The organism is Telluria sp. RB2R28, assembly GCF_059685835.1.
Genome location: NZ_JCASIK010000003.1, coordinates 30,377 through 54,075 on the forward strand (window position 1 = coordinate 30,377; position 23,699 = coordinate 54,075).

General features: G+C 64.7%; 19 protein-coding genes and 1 tRNA gene. 5 read left to right on the plus strand and 15 right to left on the minus strand.

Translation table 11 applies throughout. The features are described from left to right. Nucleotides 1-112: 112 nt before the first annotated feature. From AC56LV_RS12410 to AC56LV_RS12420, 3 genes are all read right to left on the minus strand, one after another. Nucleotides 113-958, minus strand: coding sequence for an MOSC domain-containing protein (locus AC56LV_RS12410; RefSeq protein ID WP_499558058.1), 846 nt, complete (start codon nucleotides 956-958; stop codon nucleotides 113-115). A gap of 181 nt (nucleotides 959-1,139) precedes the next feature. Beyond that, nucleotides 1,140-2,231: a redox-regulated ATPase YchF gene (gene ychF / locus AC56LV_RS12415; protein WP_499558060.1), complete on the minus strand. Its 1,092-nt coding sequence runs from the start codon at nucleotides 2,229-2,231 to the stop codon at nucleotides 1,140-1,142. A gap of 142 nt (nucleotides 2,232-2,373) precedes the next feature. Beyond that, nucleotides 2,374-3,471, minus strand: a complete 1,098-nt coding sequence (locus tag AC56LV_RS12420; RefSeq protein WP_499558062.1) for a patatin-like phospholipase family protein — start codon at nucleotides 3,469-3,471, stop codon at nucleotides 2,374-2,376. A gap of 106 nt (nucleotides 3,472-3,577) precedes the next feature. On the opposite strand from AC56LV_RS12420, the gene AC56LV_RS12425 reads away from it, so the two are divergent. Then, nucleotides 3,578-5,320 carry a DUF3857 domain-containing transglutaminase family protein gene (locus AC56LV_RS12425; protein ID WP_499558064.1) on the plus strand — a complete coding sequence of 581 codons (1,743 nt, stop codon included), beginning with the start codon at nucleotides 3,578-3,580 and terminating at the stop codon, nucleotides 5,318-5,320. A 21-nt stretch (nucleotides 5,321-5,341) separates the two neighbouring features. Here AC56LV_RS12425 and pth read toward each other — a convergent pair whose 3' ends face one another. From pth to AC56LV_RS12460, 7 genes are all read right to left on the minus strand, one after another. Further along, complete coding sequence (pth, locus tag AC56LV_RS12430) at nucleotides 5,342-5,926, minus strand: aminoacyl-tRNA hydrolase (RefSeq protein WP_258837205.1); 585 nt, start codon at nucleotides 5,924-5,926, stop codon at nucleotides 5,342-5,344. A gap of 125 nt (nucleotides 5,927-6,051) precedes the next feature. Continuing rightward, nucleotides 6,052-6,645 (minus strand): 50S ribosomal protein L25/general stress protein Ctc, encoded by a 594-nt coding sequence (locus AC56LV_RS12435; RefSeq protein WP_332530634.1) that lies wholly within the window; start codon nucleotides 6,643-6,645, stop codon nucleotides 6,052-6,054. Between the two features lie 203 nt (nucleotides 6,646-6,848). Beyond that, nucleotides 6,849-7,799, minus strand: coding sequence for a ribose-phosphate pyrophosphokinase (locus AC56LV_RS12440; protein WP_183554159.1), 951 nt, complete (start codon nucleotides 7,797-7,799; stop codon nucleotides 6,849-6,851). Nucleotides 7,800-7,944: 145 nt separating this feature from the next. After that, nucleotides 7,945-8,021: transfer RNA gene (locus AC56LV_RS12445), tRNA-Gln, on the minus strand. Nucleotides 8,022-8,103: 82 nt separating this feature from the next. Next, nucleotides 8,104-8,997 carry a 4-(cytidine 5'-diphospho)-2-C-methyl-D-erythritol kinase gene (gene ispE, locus AC56LV_RS12450; RefSeq protein WP_499558066.1) on the minus strand — a complete coding sequence of 298 codons (894 nt, stop codon included), beginning with the start codon at nucleotides 8,995-8,997 and terminating at the stop codon, nucleotides 8,104-8,106. 4 nt (nucleotides 8,998-9,001) lie between these two features. After that, a complete protein-coding gene (lolB, locus tag AC56LV_RS12455; RefSeq protein ID WP_499558068.1) occupies nucleotides 9,002-9,631 on the minus strand; it encodes a lipoprotein insertase outer membrane protein LolB in 630 nt (209 codons plus the stop codon). A gap of 35 nt (nucleotides 9,632-9,666) precedes the next feature. Next, nucleotides 9,667-11,409 carry a tetratricopeptide repeat protein gene (locus tag AC56LV_RS12460; RefSeq protein WP_499558070.1) on the minus strand — a complete coding sequence of 581 codons (1,743 nt, stop codon included), beginning with the start codon at nucleotides 11,407-11,409 and terminating at the stop codon, nucleotides 9,667-9,669. Nucleotides 11,410-11,568: 159 nt separating this feature from the next. Between AC56LV_RS12460 and mutM the strand changes: the two genes are divergently transcribed. The 4 genes from mutM to AC56LV_RS12480 all read left to right on the plus strand — a co-directional run bounded on the left by mutM (nucleotide 11,569) and on the right by AC56LV_RS12480 (nucleotide 16,067). Next, on the plus strand, nucleotides 11,569-12,402 hold the full coding sequence (mutM, locus tag AC56LV_RS12465; RefSeq protein ID WP_499558072.1) for a bifunctional DNA-formamidopyrimidine glycosylase/DNA-(apurinic or apyrimidinic site) lyase: 834 nt from the start codon (nucleotides 11,569-11,571) through the stop codon (nucleotides 12,400-12,402). A 21-nt stretch (nucleotides 12,403-12,423) separates the two neighbouring features. Next, nucleotides 12,424-14,376, plus strand: a complete 1,953-nt coding sequence (locus AC56LV_RS12470; protein ID WP_499558074.1) for a dynamin family protein — start codon at nucleotides 12,424-12,426, stop codon at nucleotides 14,374-14,376. Next, nucleotides 14,373-15,485, plus strand: a complete 1,113-nt coding sequence (mutY, locus tag AC56LV_RS12475; protein WP_499558076.1) for an A/G-specific adenine glycosylase — start codon at nucleotides 14,373-14,375, stop codon at nucleotides 15,483-15,485. The genes AC56LV_RS12470 and mutY overlap by 4 nt, the downstream gene beginning before the upstream one ends. Before the next feature lie 192 nt (nucleotides 15,486-15,677). Continuing rightward, entirely contained in the window at nucleotides 15,678-16,067 is a 390-nt protein-coding gene (locus AC56LV_RS12480) for a DUF3224 domain-containing protein (protein ID WP_499558078.1), read from the plus strand. Nucleotides 16,068-16,160: 93 nt separating this feature from the next. On the opposite strand, the gene AC56LV_RS12485 is transcribed toward AC56LV_RS12480, so the two are convergent. The 5 genes from AC56LV_RS12485 to AC56LV_RS12505 form a co-directional block, all read right to left on the minus strand. Continuing rightward, nucleotides 16,161-17,309, minus strand: a complete 1,149-nt coding sequence (locus AC56LV_RS12485; RefSeq protein ID WP_499558080.1) for a deoxyguanosinetriphosphate triphosphohydrolase — start codon at nucleotides 17,307-17,309, stop codon at nucleotides 16,161-16,163. Continuing rightward, nucleotides 17,306-18,916 carry a bifunctional shikimate kinase/3-dehydroquinate synthase AroKB gene (gene aroKB / locus AC56LV_RS12490; protein WP_499558896.1) on the minus strand — a complete coding sequence of 537 codons (1,611 nt, stop codon included), beginning with the start codon at nucleotides 18,914-18,916 and terminating at the stop codon, nucleotides 17,306-17,308. Before aroKB ends, AC56LV_RS12485 begins: the two co-directional genes overlap by 4 nt. Before the next feature lie 106 nt (nucleotides 18,917-19,022). After that, entirely contained in the window at nucleotides 19,023-20,924 is a 1,902-nt protein-coding gene (locus AC56LV_RS12495; protein WP_499558082.1) for an Ig-like domain-containing protein, read from the minus strand. A 40-nt stretch (nucleotides 20,925-20,964) separates the two neighbouring features. Next, nucleotides 20,965-23,175, minus strand: coding sequence for a type IV pilus secretin PilQ (locus AC56LV_RS12500; RefSeq protein WP_499558084.1), 2,211 nt, complete (start codon nucleotides 23,173-23,175; stop codon nucleotides 20,965-20,967). Further along, the gene (locus AC56LV_RS12505; protein WP_499558086.1) at nucleotides 23,172-23,699 is read right to left on the minus strand and encodes a pilus assembly protein PilP; all 528 of its coding nucleotides are present in this window, start codon (nucleotides 23,697-23,699) and stop codon (nucleotides 23,172-23,174) included. Before AC56LV_RS12505 ends, AC56LV_RS12500 begins: the two co-directional genes overlap by 4 nt.

The following is a 23,699-nucleotide window of genomic DNA, read 5'->3' on the forward strand; positions in this document are numbered from 1 at the left end:
GAATTCCTTTCAGCAATAACCGTAACATTACGCCATGTTCCTGAGCTTGGATACGAAAAACCGCCTGATCATGCAGGCGGTTAGGCGATTTTGCGACAGTGGCGCGCTCGAGCTAGAAAGCGAGCTCGACGTTCAATGGCTGGCCGACGCGCAGCGTCTGGCCAATGCCCTCCTGCACGATCACGTTCATGCCCACCGTGACGGCCCCGTCCATGCGCGGATTGGCGCGCCAGGCTTGCAGGATGTCGAGCGGATCGGGGCCGGGAATGCCGGTCATCTGGTCGACGGCCGGGATCGGGCAGCGCGCGCAGGGCTTGACGGGGCGCAGCGTCATTCCGTCGCTCTGGAAGGCCGCGACGAAATCTTCCTCGAACGCGCCAATGCCATCGACGACGATGTTCGGGCGGAAGCGGTTCATCGGTAGCTTCTCGCGGCCGGCCTGCACGAGTTTCGCGTTGATGTCGTCAAGCGACGCCTGGCCGATCAGCAGGATCGGATAGCCGTCCGAAAAGCGCGTGGCGGCCGGGACGCCGTTTGTCCACTTGATGCTGGTCGGGCGGAGGACGTCGGGGCGGAAGCGCACCAGGCGGCATGGGGCTTTGAGGGCAGTAGTGAACCAGGTGGCGGCCGCGTCGCCACAATCGGCGGCGGGGATGCGGTCTTCCCACAGCAGCACCTCGACGGTGGGCGCGGCAGCGTCGTGCGCCAGTGGCAGGTGCAGGGACGGCATGCCGGGGGCGTTGACGATCAGCGCTGTGGCTTCGACGCGCGGCGTGACCGTGGCCATGCGCGGGACTTCGCGCTGGGTCAGGAACAGGCCGTCGGGCGTGACGAGCATCCATTCGCGGTCGTGCACGCCGTTTGCGGAGAGGCCGTCGAGGGCAAGACGGGCTTCAGGGACGGACAGGCCGGCGCAGGATTTGATCGGGTAGATAACGAGTTCGGTGAGGGTGGCCATGTGGTCAATCTCGGGCGGCGTAAAAAAAGGCCCAGCTGGGCCAATGTCGTAGGGTGGGCGGGTTTCCCGCCCACGCGTTCAACCCGCTTTCGCCATACCACGGCGCGAGGTTGGTTTGAACGCGTGGACGGCATAGCCGTCCACCCTACTTTGGTAGCGCGCCGGGTATCCCGGGCGCGGATCAGACGTTGAACAGGAAGTTCAACACATCGCCATCCTTGACGACATATTCCTTGCCTTCAGCGCGCATCTTGCCCGCTTCTTTCGCGCCAGCCTCGCCCTTGTACGCCAGGAAGTCGTCATACGCGATCGTCTGCGCGCGGATGAAGCCGCGTTCGAAGTCGGTGTGGATCACGCCGGCCGCCTGTGGCGCGGTGTCGCCCACGTGGATGGTCCAGGCGCGCACTTCCTTCACGCCGGCGGTGAAGTACGTCTGCAGGCCGAGCAGCTTGTAGGCGGCGCGGATCAGGCGGTCGAGGCCCGGCTCTTCCATGCCCAGGTCGGACAGGAAATCAGCCTTGTCGGCATCGTCCATTTCGGCGATTTCGGACTCGATCGCGGCGCTGATGGCCACGATCGGGGCGTTCTGCTCCTTGGCGTACGCGGTCAACAGGTCCAGCAGCGGGTTGTTGGTGAAGCCCGTGTCGGACACGTTGGCCACGAACATCGCCGGCTTGGCCGTGATCAGGTGCAGCGTCTTGATCATTTCCATTTCATCGGCGTCCAGACCCAGCGTGCGCACTGGTTTGCCCTGGTCCAGGTGCGGCATCAGGCGTTCGCAGACGGCGACCAGCTTGGCGGCGTCCTTGTCGCCCGAGCGCGCTTTCTTGCCTTCGCGGTGGATGGCTTTTTCGACGGCGGTCATGTCGGCCAGCGCCAGCTCGGTCTGGATGACTTCGATGTCGTCCAGCGGGCTGACCTTGCCGGCCACGTGGATCACGTTATCGTCCTGGAAGCAGCGCACGACGTTGATGATGGCGTCGGTTTCGCGGATGTGCGACAGGAACTGGTTGCCCAGGCCCTCGCCCTTCGACGCACCGGCGACCAGGCCGGCGATGTCGACGAATTCGACGATGGCGTTGACCATGCGCTCAGGCTTGACGATGGCCGACAGTGCATCCATGCGTGGATCCGGCACTTCGACAACGCCGACGTTCGGTTCGATGGTGCAGAACGGATAATTTTCAGCCGGGATGCCGGCCTTGGTCAGCGCGTTGAACAGGGTGGACTTGCCGACGTTTGGCAGGCCGACGATGCCGCATTTGAGGGTCATGAGAACTCTTTCTGATTCGGTAAAAAGCGAGCGATCAATGAACCGCTCTAAACCCTGCATTGTAACCCGGACCGGCTTTTCTGCTGAAAAAAAAGGCGCACCGCCCCCGTGCTGCAACGCTCGCGATTGCCTCAATGACAAGCTAGATTGGCTGGATGCGCGCCAGGTCGGGCCGCAACGCGAATTCGGCCAGTTCATCGCGCAGACGCTCGCCCTCCCCGATCGCGCGGCGCCAGACGCGGATGCGCTCGTCGTGGTCGAGGCCGAATGACGTGAAGTCGGTCCGGTCCGGCAATTTGCCGCGCGGCAGCGAGCGCAGAAATTCCGCGGACGGCGTCACCAGCAGCACATTCTCCAGCCAGCTGCGGTTGGGACCGCGCGCAGCGCGCCGCCACGGCATGCTCTTGTCGAGCCAGCCCGGCACGATGTGATCGGTGAAATGCGGATACAGCACCAGTTCGCTCTTGTCCGCGCCGGCCGCGCGCGCATACGGCAAGGCCAGGTGGTAGTCGATGATGCCGCCATCCCAATAGCTGCCGGGAGGCGCCTCGGCGATCTCCGTCACCGCTTTCATGATCAAGGGCAGCGTGCCCGAGGCCAGCAGGCCAGAGGCCAGATTTGCGCGCGTCAGTGCCGAAAAATGCGTCGTGAAACGGTCGAACGGCTCGCGCAGCCATGGCGCCTGGCTGCGCGCATCATGGATGACCACCCTCTCCATCAAGCGCCCCAGCCAGGCCCGTGAGCCGGCATTGTGCAGTGCGGCCGAGGCGAAGCCGCGCAGTTCGGCGTGGCGGCCGACCGGCGCGGCCAGCGAACGCAGGCCACGGTCGGCCAGGATGTGCAGGCGGTGATGGGGATGTCCGATGATGTCGTCTTCATGCCCGCTCACCAGTTCGGCCAGCAAGGCTTGCACGACATCGTCGATCTCCTGCGCACTGGGTTTCAGGCGCGTGTAGCGCTGACCTGTGTAGAGTTCGGCCAGGCGGGCAAACGCTTTCGCCGGATCCTTCTGGCACGCGGCCGCCATGCGCCAGGCGCCGATGGAGGCGCCGATCAGGGTTCGTTCACGCGGCGCCGTGGGCAACCACTCGCCGAACAGCCACGCGTCGAGCGAGCCGAAGATCAGGCCCTTGGGCCCGCCGGCTGCAGCCGGCACGATGGCGATGTCCTGCGCGCGCAGGCCATGCGCGGCGATCTGGGCCATGGCAAGGGGGCCGGCCTGGAAGGTAAGCGCTCTCATCGTGAAATTATCGCAGAAGTCCGGCCGACGGCAGCCGCTTGCGCGACATCAATCCTGCGCGGACGCCGCCCCGTACCATGGGTCGGTCGTGTATCTGGAGATTGCCATGATGCTGCGCTTTGTCGTCATGCTGTGTCTGCTTCTGTGGCCTTTACTCGGGCTGCAGCCGGCATGCGCGCGTGATACGGGCGTCGAGCGCCACGTACGGCACTTTGTGGTTGAACCCAGTGGCGCTTACCTGCTCACGGTCGAACAAACCAGGACCATCGCCCAGCGCGATGCGCTGCACGACTACGCCCGGTACGAGATCGACTACAACCAGGCGCTCGAGGACATCATCGCGGTCGAGGCGTACACCGAAAAGGCCGACGGACGCCGGCTCGCTGTGCAGCCGCACCAGATGCGCGACCAGCAACAAGCCGCTGCGGTCGACGCCCCGATGTTCCAGGCCATGCGCGTGAAGATCGTCGTGTTTCCTGACGTCGGCGTCGGTGACCGGGTGGCCGTGCGCTATGTCGTGCGGCGCCACACGCCGCTGTTTCCGGGCCACTTCGAAGACCTGTCCAGCGCCCAGCGCCAGCGCGACGTCCATCTGGTCTATGACATGCCGGCAGCAATGCTGCTGCATGCGGACGCCGCAGGCTTTGCGGCCACAACGGTTACCGACCTGCCCGCGCCCACCGCCGGCAAGCGCCGCTACGCGTGGCGCTATCTCGATGGCGACAATGCCCGGATCGAGGCCGGCTCGGTCAGCGAACTTGACTACGGCAAGCGGCTCGCCGTCTCCACCTTCGTCGATTACGCCGCCCTTGCCCGCGCCTACCAGGATCGCGCGGCCGCAAGCGCGCTGCCCGACAACGCAGTGGCGGCGCTTGCAGCGCGCATGACCAGTGATGTGGTCGAACCCCATGCGCGTGCGATCGCGTTATCTGATTGGGTGCGCCGCAATGTGCGCTACGTGAGTATGCACTTCGGTCCCGGCGGCGTGGTGCCGCACGCCGCGGCCACCGTTCTGGCGAACCGCTACGGCGACGCCAAGGACCACGCAACGCTGCTCGTCGCCCTGCTAGCCAGCGCCGGCATCGACAGCACCGCTGCCCTCGTCAACAACGGCAACGCCTACCGGTTGCCGGCCGTGCCCACGCTGGGCGTGCTCAATCACGCGATCGTCTGCGTGCCATCGCTGCAGCTGTATCTGGATCCAACGGCCGGGAACGTGGCGGGCGGTTTCTTGCCGGCGGCGCTGCTTGGCAAGCCGGCGGTGCTGACGCGCTCGGGCGAGTTCGCCATGCTCCCCGTCTTCCAACAAGCGCGAAGTCGAACGCTCGCGCAGTTCACCATCCAGCCCGATGGCAGCAGCCGCTTTACGGTCACACGCACCGGCAGCGGCGCCCTGGCAGAACCGTACCGGCACGTCCCGGGCGGCGATGTCACAATACCGCTGCGCAGCCCCAGCAACGGTTTCACGCAACCGCCGGGCCCGGCGCGGCTGGCCACGACCTATGATCTGAGAGGTAGCCTGGGCGAGGCCGTGTTCGCGTTCACGCAGGAGCCCGAGCGACACCAGGACTTCGTGTGCCCGGCGATCGATGCCGAGGACGAAGTGCATTTTCATCTGCCGACGCGCTCGCGCGTGCTGGCCCTTCCCCGCGCGACGCACGTGGACGATGCCAACTTTGCCTATCACTCGCGCTATGCGCGGCGCGGCGCGCTGGTGACGGTGCAGCGCCAGCTCAAGTTTCGCCACACGGCGGCAACCTGCACGCCCGACGACTACCGGCGCATGCGGCCCGCACTCGAGCGCATGCTGCGCGACCTGCGCTCGCAGGTCGTGTTCAGGCGCGGCTGAAGCTGGCCGTGCACCTGCCTGTCAGGCAGTGTGCAAACGCATCGTGGCCGTGTCGAACTTGCCTTCACAGACGAGCGGGATGATGTGCAGGCTCTTGTCGATCGATTCCTCGATCAGGCTTTGCTCTTCACGGCGCGGGCGGTGCAGGACAAAGTCGGCGACCACCTGCTGCAGGTTCATCGTGCGCGGGTGGCCGATGCCAAGGCGCAGGCGCCAGTAATCCTGGGTGCCCAGCGCCGCCGTGATGTCCTTCAGGCCGTTGTGCCCGCCGGATGAACCACCCTTCTTGAGCTTGGCAACGCCCGGTGGCAGGTCGAGTTCGTCGTGCACGACCAGTACTTCATCCGGATTGATTTTATAAAAGCGCGCTAGGCCGCCCACCGACTGGCCGGAACGGTTCATATAGGTCTGCGGCTCGAGCAGCCAGACATCGTTGCCGGCAATGGACGTCTTGGCGACCAGGGCATTGAAACGCGATTCGCGCTGCAGACGGCAGCCGGGCAAGCCATTGGCGAGATTGTCCACGAGCCAGAAGCCGGCGTTGTGGCGGGTTTGTTCGTACTCGGGGCCGGGATTGCCGAGGCCAACGATCAGTCGAATGGACATGCGTGAGATTCTGTCGAGAAAAGGCGATTATCGCCGAAACGTGCAAATCAAAAAATAAAAACCCGCCGGGCAAGCCGCGGCGGGTTTCTGTGCGATGCGTCGCCGGAGCGACGCGTCAGCTGCGATTACTCGGCAGCTGGGGTCTCTTCAGCGGTGACTGCGCCGCGTGGGATGGTTGCGGTGACGATGGTCAGGTTCTGGCCATGGGTCAGTGCGGTGACGCCTTCTGGCAGGACCAGGTCGTCGGTGTGGATCGAGTTACCGGCTTCCAGGTTTGCCAGGTCGACTTCGATGAACTCTGGCAGTTTGCCTGGCAGGCACGACACTTCCAGCTCGTTCAGCACGTGCGAGATGACAGCGCTGTTCAGCTTGACGGCTGGCGAGTTCTCGGCGTTGACGAAGTGGAAAGCGACCTTGGTGTGCACTGGCTTCGACGAATCGACGCGCTGGAAGTCAGCGTGCAGGACCAGTTGCTTGAACGCGTGCATCTGGAAGTCACGCAGCAGGACTTGCTGGGTCTTGCCGTCGATTTCCAGGTCCAGAACCGAACCGTGGAACGCTTCTTTTTTCAGCGCGTGCCACAGGGCATTGCCGTCCAGGGCGATCAGCTCAGGCGTACCTGCGCCACCGTAGATGATGCCTGGCGTTTGACCAGCTTTACGCAGGCGGCGGCTCGCTCCGGTCCCCTGCAGAGTGCGGTTGAATGCGACTACTTTCATGTGATACTCCAAAAATATAACAGGCCCGAATGCCGAAGAAAACGATCAACAGCCCGGTAGCCAAGTGGCGACTACCCCCGCGACCAGGGGCAGTCAGGAAAGAGCGCATTGTTACGCGCTCAAAAGATACGGAAATCCTGGATGCTACAACGGCGCGCCGGCTAATCAGCCAGGCGCGCCGTGGAATACAACGTCGATGAAGCTTAGTCGACGAACAGCGAAATGACTGAGTCGCCCTTGACGATCCGCTTGAAGGTCTCAGCCAGCAGCGGTGCGCAGGTCAGCTGGCGGATCTTGCCGCAAGCGGCGCCGGCGGCGCTGAGCGGAATGGTGTCAGTGACGACCAGTTCGTCCAGCGGCGAGTTCGCGATGCGTTCGATCGCCGGGCCGGACAGCACCGGGTGCGTACAGTAAGCAACCACCTTCTTGGCGCCGCGCTCCTTGAGCACTTCGGCAGCCTTGCACAGCGTGCCTGCGGTGTCGACCATGTCATCCATGATCACGCAGTTGCGGCCTTCGACTTCACCGATGATGTTCATCACTTCGGACACGTTCGCCTTCGGGCGACGCTTGTCGATGATCGCCAGGTCGCAGCCCAGGCGCTTGGCCAGGGCGCGCGCGCGCACCACGCCGCCGACGTCCGGCGAGACGACCAGCAGGTCGTCGTAGTTGCGCTTCTGCAGATCGCTCAGCAGGATTGGCGATGCGTAGATATTGTCGACCGGGATATCGAAGAAACCCTGGATCTGGTCAGCGTGCAGGTCCATGATCAGGACGCGCTCGACGCCGGCTTTTTCCAGCATGTTTGCCACGACCTTGGCCGAGATCGCAACACGCGCCGAACGCGGGCGACGATCTTGACGGGCATAACCGAAGTAAGGAATCGCTGCAGTGATACGGCCAGCCGAGGCGCGCTTGAGAGCGTCGACCATCAGGATGATTTCCATCAGGCTGTCGTTGGTCGGTGCGCAGGTCGATTGCAGGACGAAGACATCCTTGCCGCGCACGTTCTCATTGATTTCGACCATGACTTCGCCGTCAGAAAACTTCGAGACGACAGCCTTGCCGAGTGGAATACCGAGGCTTTTTGCGACCCCTTCTGCTAGCGCCGGATTGGCATTGCCGGTAAAAACCATCAGGTTTTCGTAAGCCATGGGAGTCCCAAAAGGTAAGAAGCGTTAATACAGTAGAAAAACAATCAGCCGGCTATACCGGCTGATTAACTTGCTGATGTGGTGCTTGGCACCGCATCGCGATTCTCTTGCTGGACGCATCGGCATCGACAGAACAAGAAAACTTTGGCAGGGGAACAAGGATTCGAACCTTGGAATGCCGGAATCAAAATCCGGTGCCTTAACCAACTTGGCGATTCCCCTACACGACCTGTAGTGCTTGCCGCTTAACATTGTGCTGCACATCTTCTGTGCTGCTCAGCGTCGCGACAGGCAAAATTTTATTCTACAACTCACTGATTTGCAAGAGCGATTTTTTCAGTGGGTGTGTCTTCAACGACTTCGCTTTCCATGCCGCATACTTCTTCGGCACTTGCGCCAACACCTGGTCGGCAGCGTCTTCGCTGGAGACTGAGCAAAACACGCATGCCCCTGAGCCAGTCATCCTGGCATCACCGTAGCTGCTCAACCATTCAACCGCTTCAGCTACTGGCGGGAACAGGCGCATCGCCACGTTCTGCAAATCATTTTTACCAAACCCCACCATGCTGCCTGAATTGGTGTGGCTGGAAAAGTCCGCTATTCTGACCGGCTTTGCGTCTCTTGTCAAATCTGCCGCAGAAAAAATCGCAGGTGTTGGCACCGCAACGCCGGGCTCGAGCACGACATACCAGCAATCGGGGCCTTCTACGGCCTGCAAGGCCTCCCCCACCCCTTCCGCAAACGCCGTCTCACCAAACAAAAAGAACGGGATATCCGCGCCCAGCGGCAAGCCCAGCGCCATCAATTCTTCGCGCGTGAGGCCCGCCTGCCACAAGTGGTTTGCGGCCATCAGCGCCGTGGCGGCATCGGACGAACCACCACCCAGCCCGCCACCCATCGGCAGGATCTTCTCGACCGCCACATCGATGCCAGGCGGCAGGCATCCATGGCGGCGCGCATATTCTGCCTGCAGCAAGCGCAGCGCGCGCACGATCAGGTCCTGGTCATGCGGCACGCCGGGCACGTCGTTGGTGCGCACGATGCGTTCGTCGTCGCGCAGGTCGAAGTGAAGCCGGTCGGCGCGGTCGATCAGCTGGAACACGCTTTGCAGCAGGTGGTAACCATCGGCGCGCCGGCCGATGACGTGCAAAAACAGGTTGAGTTTGGCCGGGGCAGGGCAATCGTGCAGGGAACGCATGGAATCAGGCCGCCGGATTGACGACGATACGGATCGCCAGATCCTGGATATCGCCCGACGCGGCGCGCTCGGCCTGGATCAGGCGCGGCACCGGCGCAGCCGCAGCAGCACCGGCCGCAGCATCACCGGTCCCGGCCGCTTGCCAGTCGATGAAGCGCAGGCGCCAGCCATCCTTGGTCGTCACGCTGTTGCTGGCCGGCGAAGCGCGGAAACGCTGACCCTGTGCATCGACCGCATAACCCTGCAGCCAGTCGCGCAAACCCGACACGGGCAGCGGCCAGCCAAGCGTCTGCTGGGTCAGGCTATCGATGTCGGCCGCCGTGCGCGGCGCCTGGCCGGCCTGCGTGAGCGTGGCCGAGCCTGGCGTGACATTGATCGCAGCAACCGTCTGGCCCAATGGCGACATCAAGGTAACGTCGATCGTGCCCGGGCGCTGTTCCCAGTTGAAACTGCCACTGATCGATTCGGGCCGGCCATCCTTTTGATAGTTCACCGACAGGCGCCCTGCCAGGTCAATGGTTTCGCGATACGCGCCGACCGTGGCGGTGGACAGGTTGGCGGTGCTTGTCGCGCAACCGGTCAGGACCGTGGCGGCAAAGGCGAGGATGGCAAGACGTCGAGTGAGCAGCATCATGGGGCAGCGAAACAGTTGAACGGGGGTGGATTATTTCACAAGGACAGGCCAAGGCGGGTCAGCGTCTCGCGCAGAGCCTCGTTCTGCGGGTCCTTGGCGCGGGCATCGCGCCAGAGTTCCTGGGCAGCCGACTTATCGCCCTTCTGCCACAGCACTTCACCCAGGTGAATGCCGATCTCGGCGTCCTTGCGCATGCCATACGCGCGGCGCAGGAACTTTTCGGCTTCGTTCAGGTTGCCCATGCGGTAGTGAATCCAGCCCATGCTGTCCATGATGAAGGGATCGTCCGGCGCCATCTCGAGCGCCTTCGCGATCAGCCCGTAGGCTTCCTGCAGGCGCACATTGCGTTCGGCCAGCGAGTAGCCGAGCGCATTGTAGGCATGGTGATTGTCGGGCGCCTGCGCCATCACTTCGCGCAGTTGTGCCTCCATCACGTCGACCTTGCCGAGCTTTTCAGCCAGCAGCGCGAAGTCATACAGCAAATCCGGATTTTTCGGGAAACGCTGGGCCGCCGCTTCCATCACGGCGTACGCCTCCGGCAGCTGGTTGGCCTGACGCAGCAATTGCGCATCGGCCGCCATCAATTGGGCCTGGCGCGCCGGTTCGGTCGGCTTGACCTCGGCCAGCAGCGCACGCGCAGCAGTCAGGTCGCCTCCCTTGTTCGTCAAATGCGCACGGCGCAATTGCGCGTTGAAGCGCGTTTGCTCATCGGTGTTCTCTGGCACCTTGTTTAGCCACAGCAGCGAGCCAGCCAGGTCGCCCCGTTCTTCGGCCAGTTGCGACAGGATCAGGAGCGCGCGCGACGGGTCGCGTTCGTCATTCGGATTGCGACCCAGCACGTCCACGAAGCGGGTGAAATAGGTTTCGGCGCCGCGTGCATCATCCGTCTGCGTGGCAAGGATGCCCAGCGCATACAGCGTCGCCGCATTGTCCGGCTGCACCTTGAGCAGCGACTCGAACTCGCGCCGCGCCGCCGGATAATCCTTGCGGTTGACCAGCACGCGGGCATAGGCGGCGCGCACGTCGTTAGCCTTTGGATAGCTCTTGAGGAATTTCTCCATCATGGCCACCACCTGCGCTTCGTCGTCGGTGACCTGCGCCAGCATCAACAGGGCGATCTCGGCGTCGGGCTTGGCCGCCAGCGCCGACTGCGCGTAAGTGCGCGCCAGTGCCTTGTCGCCGCGTACCAGCGCGATCTGGGCACGCACGATGCGCGCTTCCATCATCTTGTCATACGGCTCGATCAGGCGCTCGAGCATGGCCAGCGCGGCGTCCTTGTCCTTGGCCCGGCCCAGCAACTGCTGGACCTGGAACATCAGGATGCCGCGCCGGGCCACCGGCGCCTGGCGCAGGCGCTCTTCGAACACGGGCTCGAGCTCGGCGATCTTTTCGGACGTGACCACCATGCCGACGAAATACTGGGTCGCTTCGTCGGATTCGGGATCGAGCCGGTACCACAGGCGCACTGCAGCGAGCGTGTCGTCGGCCTGCTTGGCAGCCACTGCCATCTCGGCAGCGCGCCGGGCCAGGCGCGGATCGCGCGTCTGCTGGGCCAGGCTCAGCACCGTGAGGTATGGACCTTGCCAGTCGCCATTGCGAAAAGCAAATTCGGCCTTAAGTAACTGGTCGAGCATGACCGGGGTCATTTCGACCTTCGGCAGGCGGGCTTCTTCCTCGGCTTTTTGCCTGGCGGCCTGTGCTTCGTCATCGAGCAAGGGCTCGGCGGCGGGGGCGGACGCGGCCTGGACATCGGCGGCGACGGCGTGCTGTTGCGGCACGACAGCACATGCAGTCAACAGACCGGAGAGGGTTACAATGGCGAAAGCGTTTTTCAAAGCAAGTCCAGAAGTCCAAAGTGAGTTTGATTCTACGCTCATGCGCAGGCCCGCCGCGCGTGTGCTGCGCTGTCAACTGACTCTACACGAATCCCCTTAGGCATGCCTGAACTCCCAGAAGTCGAAGTTACCCGGCGCGGCGTCGCGCCCCATCTCGAAGGCCGTATCGTCGAGCACGTCATTTGCCGCCGCGAAGGATTGCGCTGGCCCTTCCCGCCCGGCCTGTCCGCGTTGCTGGAAGGCCGCCGTATCCTGGATATCGGCCGGCGCGGCAAATATCTTTTGATCAATTTTGAGCACGGCACCCTGATCATCCACCTCGGCATGTCGGGCCACCTGCGCGTGCTTCCTCCGGGCGTCGAGCCGCGCACGCACGACCACTTCGATCTGGTCGTGAATGGCCCCGAGGGCCGGCAAGTGCTGCGCCTGAACGACCCGCGCCGCTTCGGCGCCGTGCTGTGGCATGCCAATGAAGGCGGCCCCCTGCCCGAGCACGTGCTGCTGCGCGGCCTGGGCGTCGAGCCGCTGGCAGACGGCTTCGACGGCGCCCTGCTGTTTCGCGAAACCCGCCGCCGCAGCGCGCCGATCAAGCAGGTGCTGCTGGCCGGCGACATCGTTGTTGGCGTGGGCAATATCTACGCGTGCGAAAGCCTGTTCCGGGCCGGCATCAACCCGAAGACGGCGGCCTCGCGCATCAGCCGTGCGCGCTACGACCGGCTGGCCGAAGCGATCCGCGTCATCCTGGCCGAAGCGATCGTTCAGGGCGGCAGCACGCTGCGTGACTTTATTGCCGTAAATGGCCAATCTGGATATTTCCAGCAGACATATTTCGTCTATGATCGTGCAGGCGTGCCCTGCCGCCAATGCGCGCTGCCAGTACGCCAGATCAAGCAAGGACAACGTTCGACGTTCTACTGCGCCCAGTGCCAGCGCTAGTCATCCCTACGAGCAAACACGATGCAGGATTTACAACAGTACGGCGCCTGGCGCACCCGGGTCGCCGCCTCCCTCACCGGTTACGGCAGCGCACTGCGCGACGCCGGGCTGATCGATGCGGCCGGCGAGCAGTTGCTGGCGCGCGCGCTGGGGCGCCTGCGTGACGACCGCCTGTCGGTCGCCTTCGTGGCCGAATTCTCGCGCGGTAAAACCGAGCTGATCAATGCACTGTTCTTCGCCGACTATGGCCAGCGCATCCTGCCATCCAGCGCCGGCCGCACCACCATGTGCCCGACCGAACTGCTGTGGGATGCAAGCCTGCCGCCCTGCCTGCGCCTGCTGCCGATCGACACCCGCGCCGGCCACCTGTCCACCGGCGACTACCGCGATGATCCCGCCGCCTGGACCGTGTTCCCGCTCGATCTCGATTCGCCGGCGGCCATGCACGACACGCTGCACCAGGTCAGCCAGACCCGGCGCGTGTCGACCGTCGAAGCGCAGCGCTACGGCCTGTACGACGCCGACGATCCCGACCTCGCGGCCAGCCTCGACCCGGATGGCACGATCGAGATCCCGCGCTGGCGCCACGCGATCATCAACCTGCCACACCCGCTGCTCAAGCAGGGCCTGGTGATTCTCGACACGCCGGGCCTGAACGCCATCGGCACCGAGCCCGAACTGACGCTGAACCTGATCCCGAACGCGCATGCGGTGCTGTTCGTGCTGGCCGCCGAGACGGGCGTGACCAAGAGCGACATCGAAGTCTGGCGCACGCATATCGGCGCCGGGCCGGGGCGCCTGGCCGTGCTCAACAAGATCGACGCGATGTGGGACGAGCTCAAGTCGCTAGAGGCGGTGGACGCCGACATCGCGCGCCAGCAGCACGACGTGGCGCGCCAGCTGGGCCTGGCGGCCAGCCAGGTGTATCCGGTGTCGGCGCACAAGGCGCTGGTCGGGCGCATCGGCGGCGACATGGCCCTGTTCGAGCGCAGCCGCCTGGGCGCGCTCGAAGCGGCGCTGTTCCATGAACTGATCCCGGCGCGGCGCGCGATCGTCGAGCGCCAGCTGCACGCCGATCTGGACGCATTGGTGGCCAGCCAGCAGATGCTGGTGGCCACGCGCCTGCGCGAGCTGGTCGAGCAATTGCAGGAACTGCGCAGCCTGCGCGGCAAGAACCAGGGCGTGATTGCGCACATGGTGCGCCGGGTCGAGGCCGAGAAGAAGGAATTCGATGCCGGCCTGTTCAAGCTGCAGGGCACGCGCGCCGTGTTCACGCGCCTGTCGACCGAACTCTATACGCTGCTGGGCATGGACGTGCTGCAGGACCGGACCGAGACCGTGCGCGTGGCGATGAGCGCAGTGCGCTTTGCCACCGGCATGCGCGCGCCGGTGCGCAACTACTTTGACGGCGCCCGCGCCGGCCTGGCCGACGCTGACGCCAAGCTCACGGAAATTACGTCGATGATGGACGCGATGCACCGCAAGTTCGCCGCCGAGCATGGCATGAGCCTGGGCCTGCCGCCGACCCTGTCGCTGGCTCGCCACCGCGACGAGATCGACGCCATCGAAGAACTCTTTTCGCGCCAGTTCGGCACCGCCACCTTGTGGATGAACAGCCGCGCCACGCTGCTCGAGCGCTTCTTCGATTCGATCGCTTCGCGCGTGCGCCGCGTGTACCGCGCCGCCAACGCCGATATCGAAGCCTGGCTGAAAGTGGCCAACGCGCCGCTCGAAGCGCAGATCCGCCAGCACCGCGACAACCTGCGCCAGCGCCAGGCAACGGTGAAACGCATCCACGAAGCCAGCGACAGCCTGGAACAGAAAATCGGTGCCTTCGAGAGTGGCCAGGCTGAACTCGATGTCACGCGCATGCGCCTTGGCTCGCTGGCCGCCGGCGTGACCGCGACCTTGTCCGACACCCTACCCAACTCCGCGACGGCCACCAGCGCCGACGCCCACTACACGACTGCATGAAGCGACTGACCGAGTTTGACCAGCTGGCCGATCCGACCTTTTCCCGGGCCGTGATCGACTGGCAGCGCAGCCATGGCCGCCACACCCTGCCATGGCAAAACACCACCGACGCGTATCGCGTCTGGCTGTCCGAAATCATGCTGCAGCAGACCCAGGTCGCCGCCGTGCTGGGCTACTACGCCCGCTTCCTGGAGCGTTTCCCGACCGTGCACGCGCTGGCAGAGGCCCCGGCGGAAGACGTCATGGCCCACTGGAGCGGCCTGGGTTACTACACCCGCGCGCGCAACCTGCACGCCTGCGCCAAGCGCGTTGTGGCGGATTACGACGGTGTATTCCCGAGCGATCCGGCGCTGCTGGCCGACCTGCCCGGCATTGGCCGCTCGACTGCCGCCGCCATCGCCGCCTTCTCGGGCGGCGTGCGCGCCGCGATCATGGACGGCAACGTCAAGCGCGTCTTCGCGCGCGTGTTCGGCATCGACGCCTATCCCGGCATCAAGCCGGTCGAGGATGCGCTGTGGCGCCGCGCCGAAGCGCTGCTGCCGGAAGATGGCGGCATCGAATCGTACACACAGGGCCTGATGGACCTGGGCGCCACGCTGTGCACGCGCTCGCGCCCCGACTGCGGCCGCTGCCCGCTGCAGGCGCGCTGCGTGGCCTTCGCCACCGGCCGCACGGCCGAACTGCCGGTGCGCAAACCCAAGAAAACGACGCCGGAAAAACGCACCGCGATGCTGGTGCTGATCGACCGCGGCGAAGTGCTGCTCGAACAGCGTCCGCAAACGGGCATCTGGGGCGGCCTCTTGTCGCTGCCGGAAGTGGGCGGCCATGTGGCGATGGACGGCGACGCCGATCCCGTCTGCACAGCGGACATCGCCGCGGCCAGCAGCGCGTTCGGCACGATTGACGAAGTGCGCGCGCTCACGCCGTTGATGCACGGGTTCACGCACTACAAGCTGCACATCGCGCCGTTCGCAGTGACGCTGGCTGCGCGTGGTGAGCATGGCGCAGGGCACGTGTGGTGGAAGCTCGATGCGATTGGTGATGCGCCATTGCCGGCGCCGGTCAAGAAGTTGTTGCTGGATCTGGCACAACCAAACTTGTTCACCTGACCGCGCCCGGGTCGTTTGCGCGCAGCGAGCGCGCATTTTCGGCCGGCGACTGGCCCGCCAGGGGGCGAAAGCCCTGTGTAAAATGGGCCTGATCGATAAAGATACCTGGACGACCCGACGTGCGGGTTCGCATCGTGGGGCTCGTTCTTTTCCTCGGCCAACCGCCGATCGCGTAAAGAAAAAGGATACGAGATGCATGCGACAGGATCATTCGACGTCAAACTGACGCCGCAAACGGCAGCACCTGGAATCCAAACGGCAGAACTTGGTCGCATGACGATCGACAAGCAATTTCATGGCGACCTGGCTGCCGCCAGCCTGGGCGAAATGCTGGCGATACGCACCAGGGTCGAAGGCTCGGCCGCTTATGTGGCATTGGAACGCGTCACCGGAAATTTACACGGTCACATGGGTAGCTTCGTGCTACAGCACAGCGGCACAATGGATCGTGGGGTGTCGTCGCTGGCACTGACGGTGGTGCCCGATTCAGGTACCGATGCCCTGACTGGGCTGCGCGGCTCGATGACCATTAAGGTCGACCAGGGCAAACACAGCTACACGATGGATTACGATCTTCCATAGTGCGCAAGTGCACGACAGTGAGTCGGACCGGCGGGACGGCGCCCCGGCGAGCAAGCCGTTCCACTCGCCGATGCAATCCATGGCGGTCCGGGATTAAAAGTGATCGAGCGAGAAAATGCGCCGGTGCTCACGGATCGCATAGCGATCGGTCATGCCCGCGATGTAATCGGCGATCTTGCGCGCCTGCTTGTGCGGATCGCCCTGCACCTGGTAGTCGCCCGGCAGCAGCACCGGATCCGCCAGAAACGCCTCGAACAGCTCGCGCACGATGCGGCTGGCTTTTACGCGCATGCGGTTGACCTGGAAGTGGCGGTACAGGTTCGCGTACAAGAAGCGCTTGAGTGCCACGGTCTCGGCGCGCATCGCGTCCGAGAAGCGGATCAGCGGCAGCGCGGCGCGCACGTCGTCGATGGTCGCTGGCGCCGCCTCGGCAATCAGGCGCGCCGAGGTGTCGACCAGGTCGGCCGTCATTGCCGTGATCATCAGGCGGATCGTCTCGTACAGCGCGCGCCGGCCCGGCAAGCCCGGATAGCGCGCCTCGACCTCGCGATGCAGGCGCGCGAACAGCTCGACTTCTTCCATCTGCGCCATCGTGATCAGGCCCGAACGCAGGCCGTCGTCGATGTCGTGGTTGTTGTACGCGATCTCGTCGGCCAGGTTGGTCAGCTGCGCCTCCAGGCTGGGCTGGCTGCGCTCGATGAAGCGCTGGCCCAGGTCGCCCAGTTGGCGCGCGTTGTTCAGCGAGCAGTGCTTGAGGATGCCTTCGCGCGTCTCGAACGTCAGGTTCAGGCCATCGAAGGCGCCGTAGTGTTCTTCGAGATGGTCGACCACGCGCAGGCTTTGCAGGTTGTGCTCGAAGCCGCCGAAGTCCTTCATGCATTCGTTGAGCACATCCTGGCCCACGTGGCCGAACGGCGTATGGCCAAGGTCGTGCGCCAGCGCCGTGGCCTCGACCAGGTCTTCGTTCAGGCGCAGGCTGCGCGCCAGCGTGCGGCCGATCTGGGCCACTTCGATGCTGTGCGTCAGGCGCGTGCGAAACAGGTCGCCTTCGTGGTTGATGAAGACCTGCGTCTTGTACTCAAGGCGCCGGAACGCGGTCGAGTGGATGATGCGGTCGCGGTCACGCTGGTACTCGCTGCGCGAACCGGGGCCCGGCTCGACGTGCGTGCGCCCACGCGACTGGGCCGAATGCGCCGCATACGGGGCCAGGCCCGCGTCGAAGTCGCGCATCAGGCTACTCATGCGCTGCAGGCCGCAAGCGTCGAGCGCAGCACGTCCAGTGGCGCGGTCGTGATCGACGGGCTGCCCAGCGGCTTGAGCAGAATGAAGCGGATTTCGCCGCCCTCGTTCTTCTTGTCGACTTCCATCAGCTCGATCCAGCGCGCTTCGCCCAGATCCGGCGCCACGGCTGGCAGGCCGGCGGCGCGCACCAGAGCGCGCACGCGCTCCACGGCGGCCGGCTCGATCAGGCCCAGGCGCGCCGACATGTCGGCCGCCATCACCATGCCGCAGCCGACCGCTTCGCCGTGCAGCCAGGCGCCGTAGCCGAGGCCATTCTCAATCGCGTGGCCGAAGGTATGGCCGAAGTTCAGCACCGCGCGCAGGCCGCCTTCGCGCTCGTCCTTGCGCACGACGTCGGATTTGATTTCGCACGAACGGGCGATCGCGTACCCGATGGCGTGGCGGTCGCGCGCGATCAGCGGCTCGATGTTCGCTTCGATCCAGTCGAAGAAATCGGCGTCGAGGATCGCGCCATGCTTGATCACTTCAGCCAGGCCCGCCGACAGCTCGCGCGCCGGCAGCGTATTGAGGGTGGCGGTGTCGGCAATCACGGCGCGCGGCTGGTAGAACGCGCCGATCATGTTCTTGCCAAGCGGGTGATTGATGCCGGTCTTGCCGCCCACCGATGAATCAACTTGCGCCAAAAGCGTGGTCGGGATCTGCACGAACGGCACGCCGCGCATGTAGCTCGATGCGGCAAAGCCGGTCAGGTCGCCGATCACGCCACCGCCCAGCGCCACCAGCGTGGTCTTGCGGTCGCATTTGTGTTGCAGCAGCGCGTCGTAGACGAGGTTCAGCGACTGCCAGTTCTTGTGCTCTTCGCCGTCGGGCAAAATAATTTCAAGCACGTCGCGGCCCGCCGCGCGCAGGTGGCCCGCGACCTTGTCGAGGTACAGCGGGGCAACCGTGGTGTTGGTGACGATGGCGACCTTGTGGCCGCCGATGTGGCGCGCCAGCAGCGCGGCGTCGTCCAGCAAGCCGGCGCCGATCTCGATCGGATAGCTGCGCTCGCCGAGTTCGACGTTGAGGGTGATGTGTGCCTGTTCGTTCATTGCTGTCCTTGCATGCTTGCGCGCGCGGGCGTTTTCCTGCGCGGCCAGCTGGTCCAATATGGTTTGAACCATCGATTGTACGTTAGGCCTGCCGGTGTCGATGACGAGGTCGGCGATCTCGCGGTACAGCGGATCGCGTTCGGTCCAGAGTTGCTCGAGTTTGCCGCGCGGGTCGGCGGTCTGCAGCAGCGGGCGGTTCTTGTCGTGCGCGGTGCGCTGCAGGATGCTGCCGATCGACGCGCGCAGGTAGATCACGGTGCCGCGTTCGGCCAGCAGCGCGCGACTGGCCGGATTGAGCACGGCGCCACCGCCGGTGGCCAGCACCAGGCCCTGCTGCGCCGACAGGTCGCGGATCACATCGGCTTCGCGCCGGCGAAAGCAGGCTTCGCCCTCGATCTCGAAGATCCACGGGATGGTCGCACCGGTGCGCGCTTCGATCTCATGATCGGCGTCGACGAAGCGGCGATTGAGCTTGCGAGCAAGCAATCGACCGATCGTGGTCTTCCCTGCCCCCATCAGGCCAACAAGGAAGATATTGTTGTTCTTGGGATGTGGCACAACCAGACCCGTTGAGATGAAAAAGACGGCCAGTATAGACTGGCCGCCTCTCATTCCGCCAATTTTACGGGCAGGTGAAGTTGAGTGTGAACGGGATCGAGGTGACTGCACCGCGCGGTGTGGTTGCACGCACGCTGAAGTTGGCCACACTGGCAGCGGTGCACGGCTTGGTACCGGTGGCGGCCACCGTGATACGGTGATTCGATCCCTGTGGACCGTTACCAGGCGCAGCAAAGATGCTCGGCACGGTTTCGGGCGCCACTTCGACGCTGGTCGCGTTGACTGCACCACTGACTGCGATGGTGGTGCCAGCAGGCAGCGCGTTGCCATTCAGATCAACCAGCTGGACCGAGAACACCTTCGATTCGTTTGCGCTGGCATTGCCAAGGCTGATCGGGAACACGGTGCTGGGGCTGGCGGCGCCGTTGACGTACACAGCAGCCACCGATTCGTCGCTGAACGTGATCGTGGTCTTGGCGAACTGGGTGTTCAGACCGTCGGTCGTGCTGGCGCAGATCGTGGCAACGCCAGCCCGCGTGGTGTCGGCGGTCGAACCAGTTCCGGAGTTGCACGGCGTGACTGGCGTGCCGGGCGCGGCGACGCGGGGATTCTGGGTGCGGAAAGCAACCGAGCAGCCGCCATTGACCGTATTGCAGCCGCCTTTGCTCGATGACCCGATGGCCCCGAGGTTGGTCTGGAATACGATCGGCGTGCCATCCGCGACAGGATTGCCGAAGTTATCGGCCAACAGCACATTGACCGTGGCGGCCGGGGTCGTCGGGCCGCTGTCATACGACCAGCCGTCCACATTGCCCTGGCTGACGCTGAGCGAGAAGGCGCGCTGCACCGGCAGGCCTGTGGTCACGACGATCGAATCGGATGTCGTCGAAATATCCGGGCGGCTGGCGTTCGCAGTGCCTGGCAACACGGCCTGGACGCGGAAGGTGGTCGGCACGTCCAGCGAATTGACCGTGGTGATCACTTCGCCATTCTGGTCGGTGCTGTCGGTGGCCTTGTTCAGGGCCACGGCACCGCTTGGCACGATGCTGAAATCGACGCGACGACCGGCCAGCGGCCGATCGAACACGTCGAACACGCGGAAGCGCAGCGTGGCGGTCTCGGTGCGATTGATACCACCCTGGCCACGGATCACGATCGATTTGTCGGTCGGCAGCGCTTCAACGAACTGGACCGAAGCAGCGCTCGGCGGCGCGATGGCCAGTGCTGCCGAGGCCGCCGTAGCGACACCGTCGGCGGTCGCAGTAATGATGTCGTTATTGCCGCAATCCTGGTCGCGGTAGACGGTCTGGGCAGTACCATTGTTGGTGGCGACGGTCGCGGCGAGGGTCGCCTTGCCGGACGTGACGCACGCCGAGCTGAATCGGACGTTGACCTGCTGGCTGGTGTACTTGACGCCATTGGCCAGCAGATCGACCGAGATCACCGTCGAACCATAGGCATCGATGCTGGCCGGGGCCAGGGTCAGGGCGCTGAAAGCCAGCGAAGTGGCGTTCACCGAATACGCGGCATCACCCGTCACGGTAACACCGGCCACGCTCGCGCTCGCAGTCACGCGGCCGGCGCCACCGGCAGCCAGGCTGGCGCTGCGCAGCGTGATGCTGGCCGTGCCGCTCGCATCGGCCAGTGCAGTGCCTGCGCCCGGCGCAAATACGGCCAGGTCGGCATCGGTAGTAAACGTCACCAGCGCATTCGGCACCGGCTGGTTGGCCGCATCGCGCACCACGGCGCGCACCGTCAATGGCGTGGCACCGCTCAAGGCCGTGCTGGCCTGACCGCTGGCATTGACGAGGCTGACGCCGACGGTCGGGCTGGCAGGCGTGGCCGGTGTGGTCGGCGCGGTGCCGCCGCCAACAGTGCCCGGGCTGCCGCCGCCGCCGCCGCACGCACTGAGGGCTGCAGCCAGGAGCAGCGCCAGGCTGCCGTAGGTGATTGTCTGGTTTTTCATATCGGTTCGTTGTTGTTATCGGTCGTTGATGAAACAAGAATCAGCGTGCGCCCGCCACGTTGTCGTTCACGATCTTCGGGGTAATGAAGACCAGCAGTTCGGTCTTGCTGCTTTCACGTGCGGTGGTCTTGAACAGATACCCCAGCAGCGGCACGTCGCCCAGGAACGGCACCTTGCTCTCGTTGGTGCGCTCGGTCTGCTGGTAAATCCCGCCCAGTACCACGGTGCCGCCGTTTTCGACCATCACCTTGGTCTTGACGTGCTGGGTATTGATGGCAAAGCCCGCGCGGGTGTCTTCGCCCTTCGAATCCTTGCTCACGTCCACTTCCAGCACCACGTTGCCGTCCGGCGTGATCTGCGGCGTGACTTCCAGGCGCAGGTTGGCCTTCTTGAATTCGATCGCGGTGGCGCCGCTGCTGGTGCTGTTTTCGTAAGGCAGTTCGACGCCCTGCTCGATCAGCGCGACCTGCTTGTCTTCGGTGACAACGCGCGGGCTCGAGATGATCTTGCCCTTGCCATCCGCTTCCAGCGCCGACAGTTCCAGATTCAGGAAGCGGTTGGCCGCCGACGAGAACAGCGAGAACGCCAGCGACGACGCTGGAACGCCGCCGATGCCGGCCGCCGGCAGGTTGACCATCGTCGTGTTGTTGAAGCTGTCGGCGCTGTTGGCCACCTGGCCGGTGGTCTGGCCCACGCCGACCAGGTTGCCGCCGATGGCGACGCGTTCGTTGCCATTGACCTGCCAGCCCGAATCCCCGCCGCGCATCGTGCGCATGTCGGCAAAGCCCAGCTTGGCGCCGAGGTTGCGCGAGAAGCCGTCATTGGCTTCCACCAGACGCGCTTCGATCAGCACCTGCTTCGAGGCGACGTCGGTTTTCTGGATCAGCTTGCGGATGTCTTCGATCTTGGCCGCGATATCGGTCACGAACAGCTGGTTGGTGCGCGGATCGATGATCGCGCTGCCGCGCCGGGACAGCACGCGGTTGCGGCCCGCGTCGCCGGCAGCGCCAGCGCCGACGCCGCCCTGGTCCAGGCCGAACACGTTGCGGAACGATTCGGCTTTCTGGTAATTGAGCTGGAAGATCTCGGAGCGCAGCGGCTCCAGTTCGGCGATCTGGGCGCGCTGCTCGAGTTCGAGCTTTTCCTTGGTCAGCAGTTCTTCCTTCGGCGCGATCCACAGCACGGTGCCGTTCTTGCGCATGTCCAGGCCCTTGGCGGTCAGGATCACGTCCAGCGCCTGGTCCCATGGCACGTCCTTCAGGCGCAGCGTCAGAAAGCCTGCCACCGAATCGCTGGCGATGATGTTCAGGCCCGAGATATCGGCCACGGCCTGCAGCGCGGCGCGCACTTCGACGTTCTGGAAATCGAACGAGAGTTTTTCGCCACGGTAGCCCTGCGGGTTGTTGCTCGAGCCGGGACTGTTGCGGTTCGGGTCTTCCACGACCTGGCGCACTTCGACCACCAGCTGCGAGTCGCTCTGGAACACCGACTGCTCCCAGGCGCCCTGCGCCTCGATCGTCATGCGCACGTTGTCGCCCTGGGCGCTGGTGGCCACGCGCGTGACCGGCGTGCCGAAGTCGGTCACGTCCAGGCGGCGGCGCAGCGATTCAGGCAGGCGCGCGCCGATGAAGTCGACGGTCACGCCGGTGCCGGTCTGGCGCACGTCGACGGCGACCTGGTTGTTCGGCAGGTCGACCACGACGCGGCCGGCGCCGTTGGCGCCGCGCTTGAAATCGAGGTCGCGCAGTTGCGGCCGCGCTGCGGGCGCCGCAGCAACCGGTGCCGCGCTGGCGGCGACCGGCAGGCCGCTGGCGTTGACCGCGCGCGCCACGCCGCCCGTGCCTTCGACGGTCACGATGATCGACTTGCCGTCAATGGCGGTGGCGTAGTTCAGCGCGCGCGCCAGGTTGACCACCATGCGGGTACGCTCGCCGGCCTGCACCAGGTTCAGGCTGCGCACGTCGCCCAGGTTCAGCTCCTGCATGTTCTTGCCGGTGGCGTTCGCCGTGGCGCCGAAGTCGAGCGCAATGCGCGCCGGGTTGGTGATGGCAAAACCGATCGGCGCGCGGCTTGGCGCATCGCGCAGGGTCACGTTGATGACCACGTTGCTGCCTTGCTGGTTGGCCGTGATCGATTCGATCGCATTGCCCTGGGCCAGGGCGGCGCCGGCGCACGTCAACAGCACGAGTGCGGTGGCAGCGCGCGCCAGCCAGGCCGGCATGGCGAAGCGAATCTGGACGTTGGGGGTCATTTACTGCTCTCCTGGTTGTGCTGCAGCTCGATGTTGGCTAGTCGTTCCACCCAATCGCCGGTGGCGTCCTGCACCGATTCCCTGATTTCGATCGCCTCGTCACTCACGCGGGTGACGCGGCCATAATTCTGTCCCAGCCGCTGGCCGGGCCGGACGCGGTACAGCGCCCGGTCGATCTGAACCAGCGCGTAGCTCACGCCACCTTTTTTCATCGTGCCGACCATCCGCATCGTGTCGAGCGGGAAGTTCTCGAGCGGCTCTTTCGGGCGGTTCAGGTCAGGCTGGTTGGCGTTGGGGCTGGACTGCGCCATGCGCGCCAGTTCGCCCAGCAGCTTGGTCTGGTCGAACGGGTCGAGCGCTTCGCCCGGCAGGTAGGCGTGCGGCTGGAACGTCTTCGGTTCCGGCAGCGGCTTGACCTTCGAGACGGTGCGGCCCTCGACCTGTTTCATCCAGGCCCGCGTTTCGCCGACGCCGCCATCGCCGCAACCGGCCAGCAGGGCCGCAGCGGCGAACAGCGCAATCAC

What these genes read in the sequence shown, in the direction of transcription:
- ispE (WP_499558066.1), bottom strand. Translation starts at nt 8,997, where the DNA reads ATGCGTTCCCTGCACGATTGCCCTGCCCCGGCCAAACTCAACCTGTTT.
- AC56LV_RS12410 (WP_499558058.1), bottom strand. Translation starts at nt 958, where the DNA reads ATGGCCACCCTCACCGAACTCGTTATCTACCCGATCAAATCCTGCGCC.
- AC56LV_RS12500 (WP_499558084.1), bottom strand. Translation starts at nt 23,175, where the DNA reads ATGACCCCCAACGTCCAGATTCGCTTCGCCATGCCGGCCTGGCTGGCG.
- AC56LV_RS12425 (WP_499558064.1), top strand. Translation starts at nt 3,578, where the DNA reads ATGATGCTGCGCTTTGTCGTCATGCTGTGTCTGCTTCTGTGGCCTTTA.
- mutM (WP_499558072.1), top strand. Translation starts at nt 11,569, where the DNA reads ATGCCTGAACTCCCAGAAGTCGAAGTTACCCGGCGCGGCGTCGCGCCC.
- AC56LV_RS12480 (WP_499558078.1), top strand. Translation starts at nt 15,678, where the DNA reads ATGCATGCGACAGGATCATTCGACGTCAAACTGACGCCGCAAACGGCA.
- pth (WP_258837205.1), bottom strand. Translation starts at nt 5,926, where the DNA reads ATGTCCATTCGACTGATCGTTGGCCTCGGCAATCCCGGCCCCGAGTAC.
- AC56LV_RS12420 (WP_499558062.1), bottom strand. Translation starts at nt 3,471, where the DNA reads ATGAGAGCGCTTACCTTCCAGGCCGGCCCCCTTGCCATGGCCCAGATC.
- AC56LV_RS12435 (WP_332530634.1), bottom strand. Translation starts at nt 6,645, where the DNA reads ATGAAAGTAGTCGCATTCAACCGCACTCTGCAGGGGACCGGAGCGAGC.
- AC56LV_RS12470 (WP_499558074.1), top strand. Translation starts at nt 12,424, where the DNA reads ATGCAGGATTTACAACAGTACGGCGCCTGGCGCACCCGGGTCGCCGCC.
- lolB (WP_499558068.1), bottom strand. Translation starts at nt 9,631, where the DNA reads ATGATGCTGCTCACTCGACGTCTTGCCATCCTCGCCTTTGCCGCCACG.
- AC56LV_RS12440 (WP_183554159.1), bottom strand. Translation starts at nt 7,799, where the DNA reads ATGGCTTACGAAAACCTGATGGTTTTTACCGGCAATGCCAATCCGGCG.
- ychF (WP_499558060.1), bottom strand. Translation starts at nt 2,231, where the DNA reads ATGACCCTCAAATGCGGCATCGTCGGCCTGCCAAACGTCGGCAAGTCC.
- AC56LV_RS12485 (WP_499558080.1), bottom strand. Translation starts at nt 17,309, where the DNA reads ATGAGTAGCCTGATGCGCGACTTCGACGCGGGCCTGGCCCCGTATGCG.
- aroKB (WP_499558896.1), bottom strand. Translation starts at nt 18,916, where the DNA reads ATGGGGGCAGGGAAGACCACGATCGGTCGATTGCTTGCTCGCAAGCTC.
- mutY (WP_499558076.1), top strand. Translation starts at nt 14,373, where the DNA reads ATGAAGCGACTGACCGAGTTTGACCAGCTGGCCGATCCGACCTTTTCC.
- AC56LV_RS12495 (WP_499558082.1), bottom strand. Translation starts at nt 20,924, where the DNA reads ATGAAAAACCAGACAATCACCTACGGCAGCCTGGCGCTGCTCCTGGCT.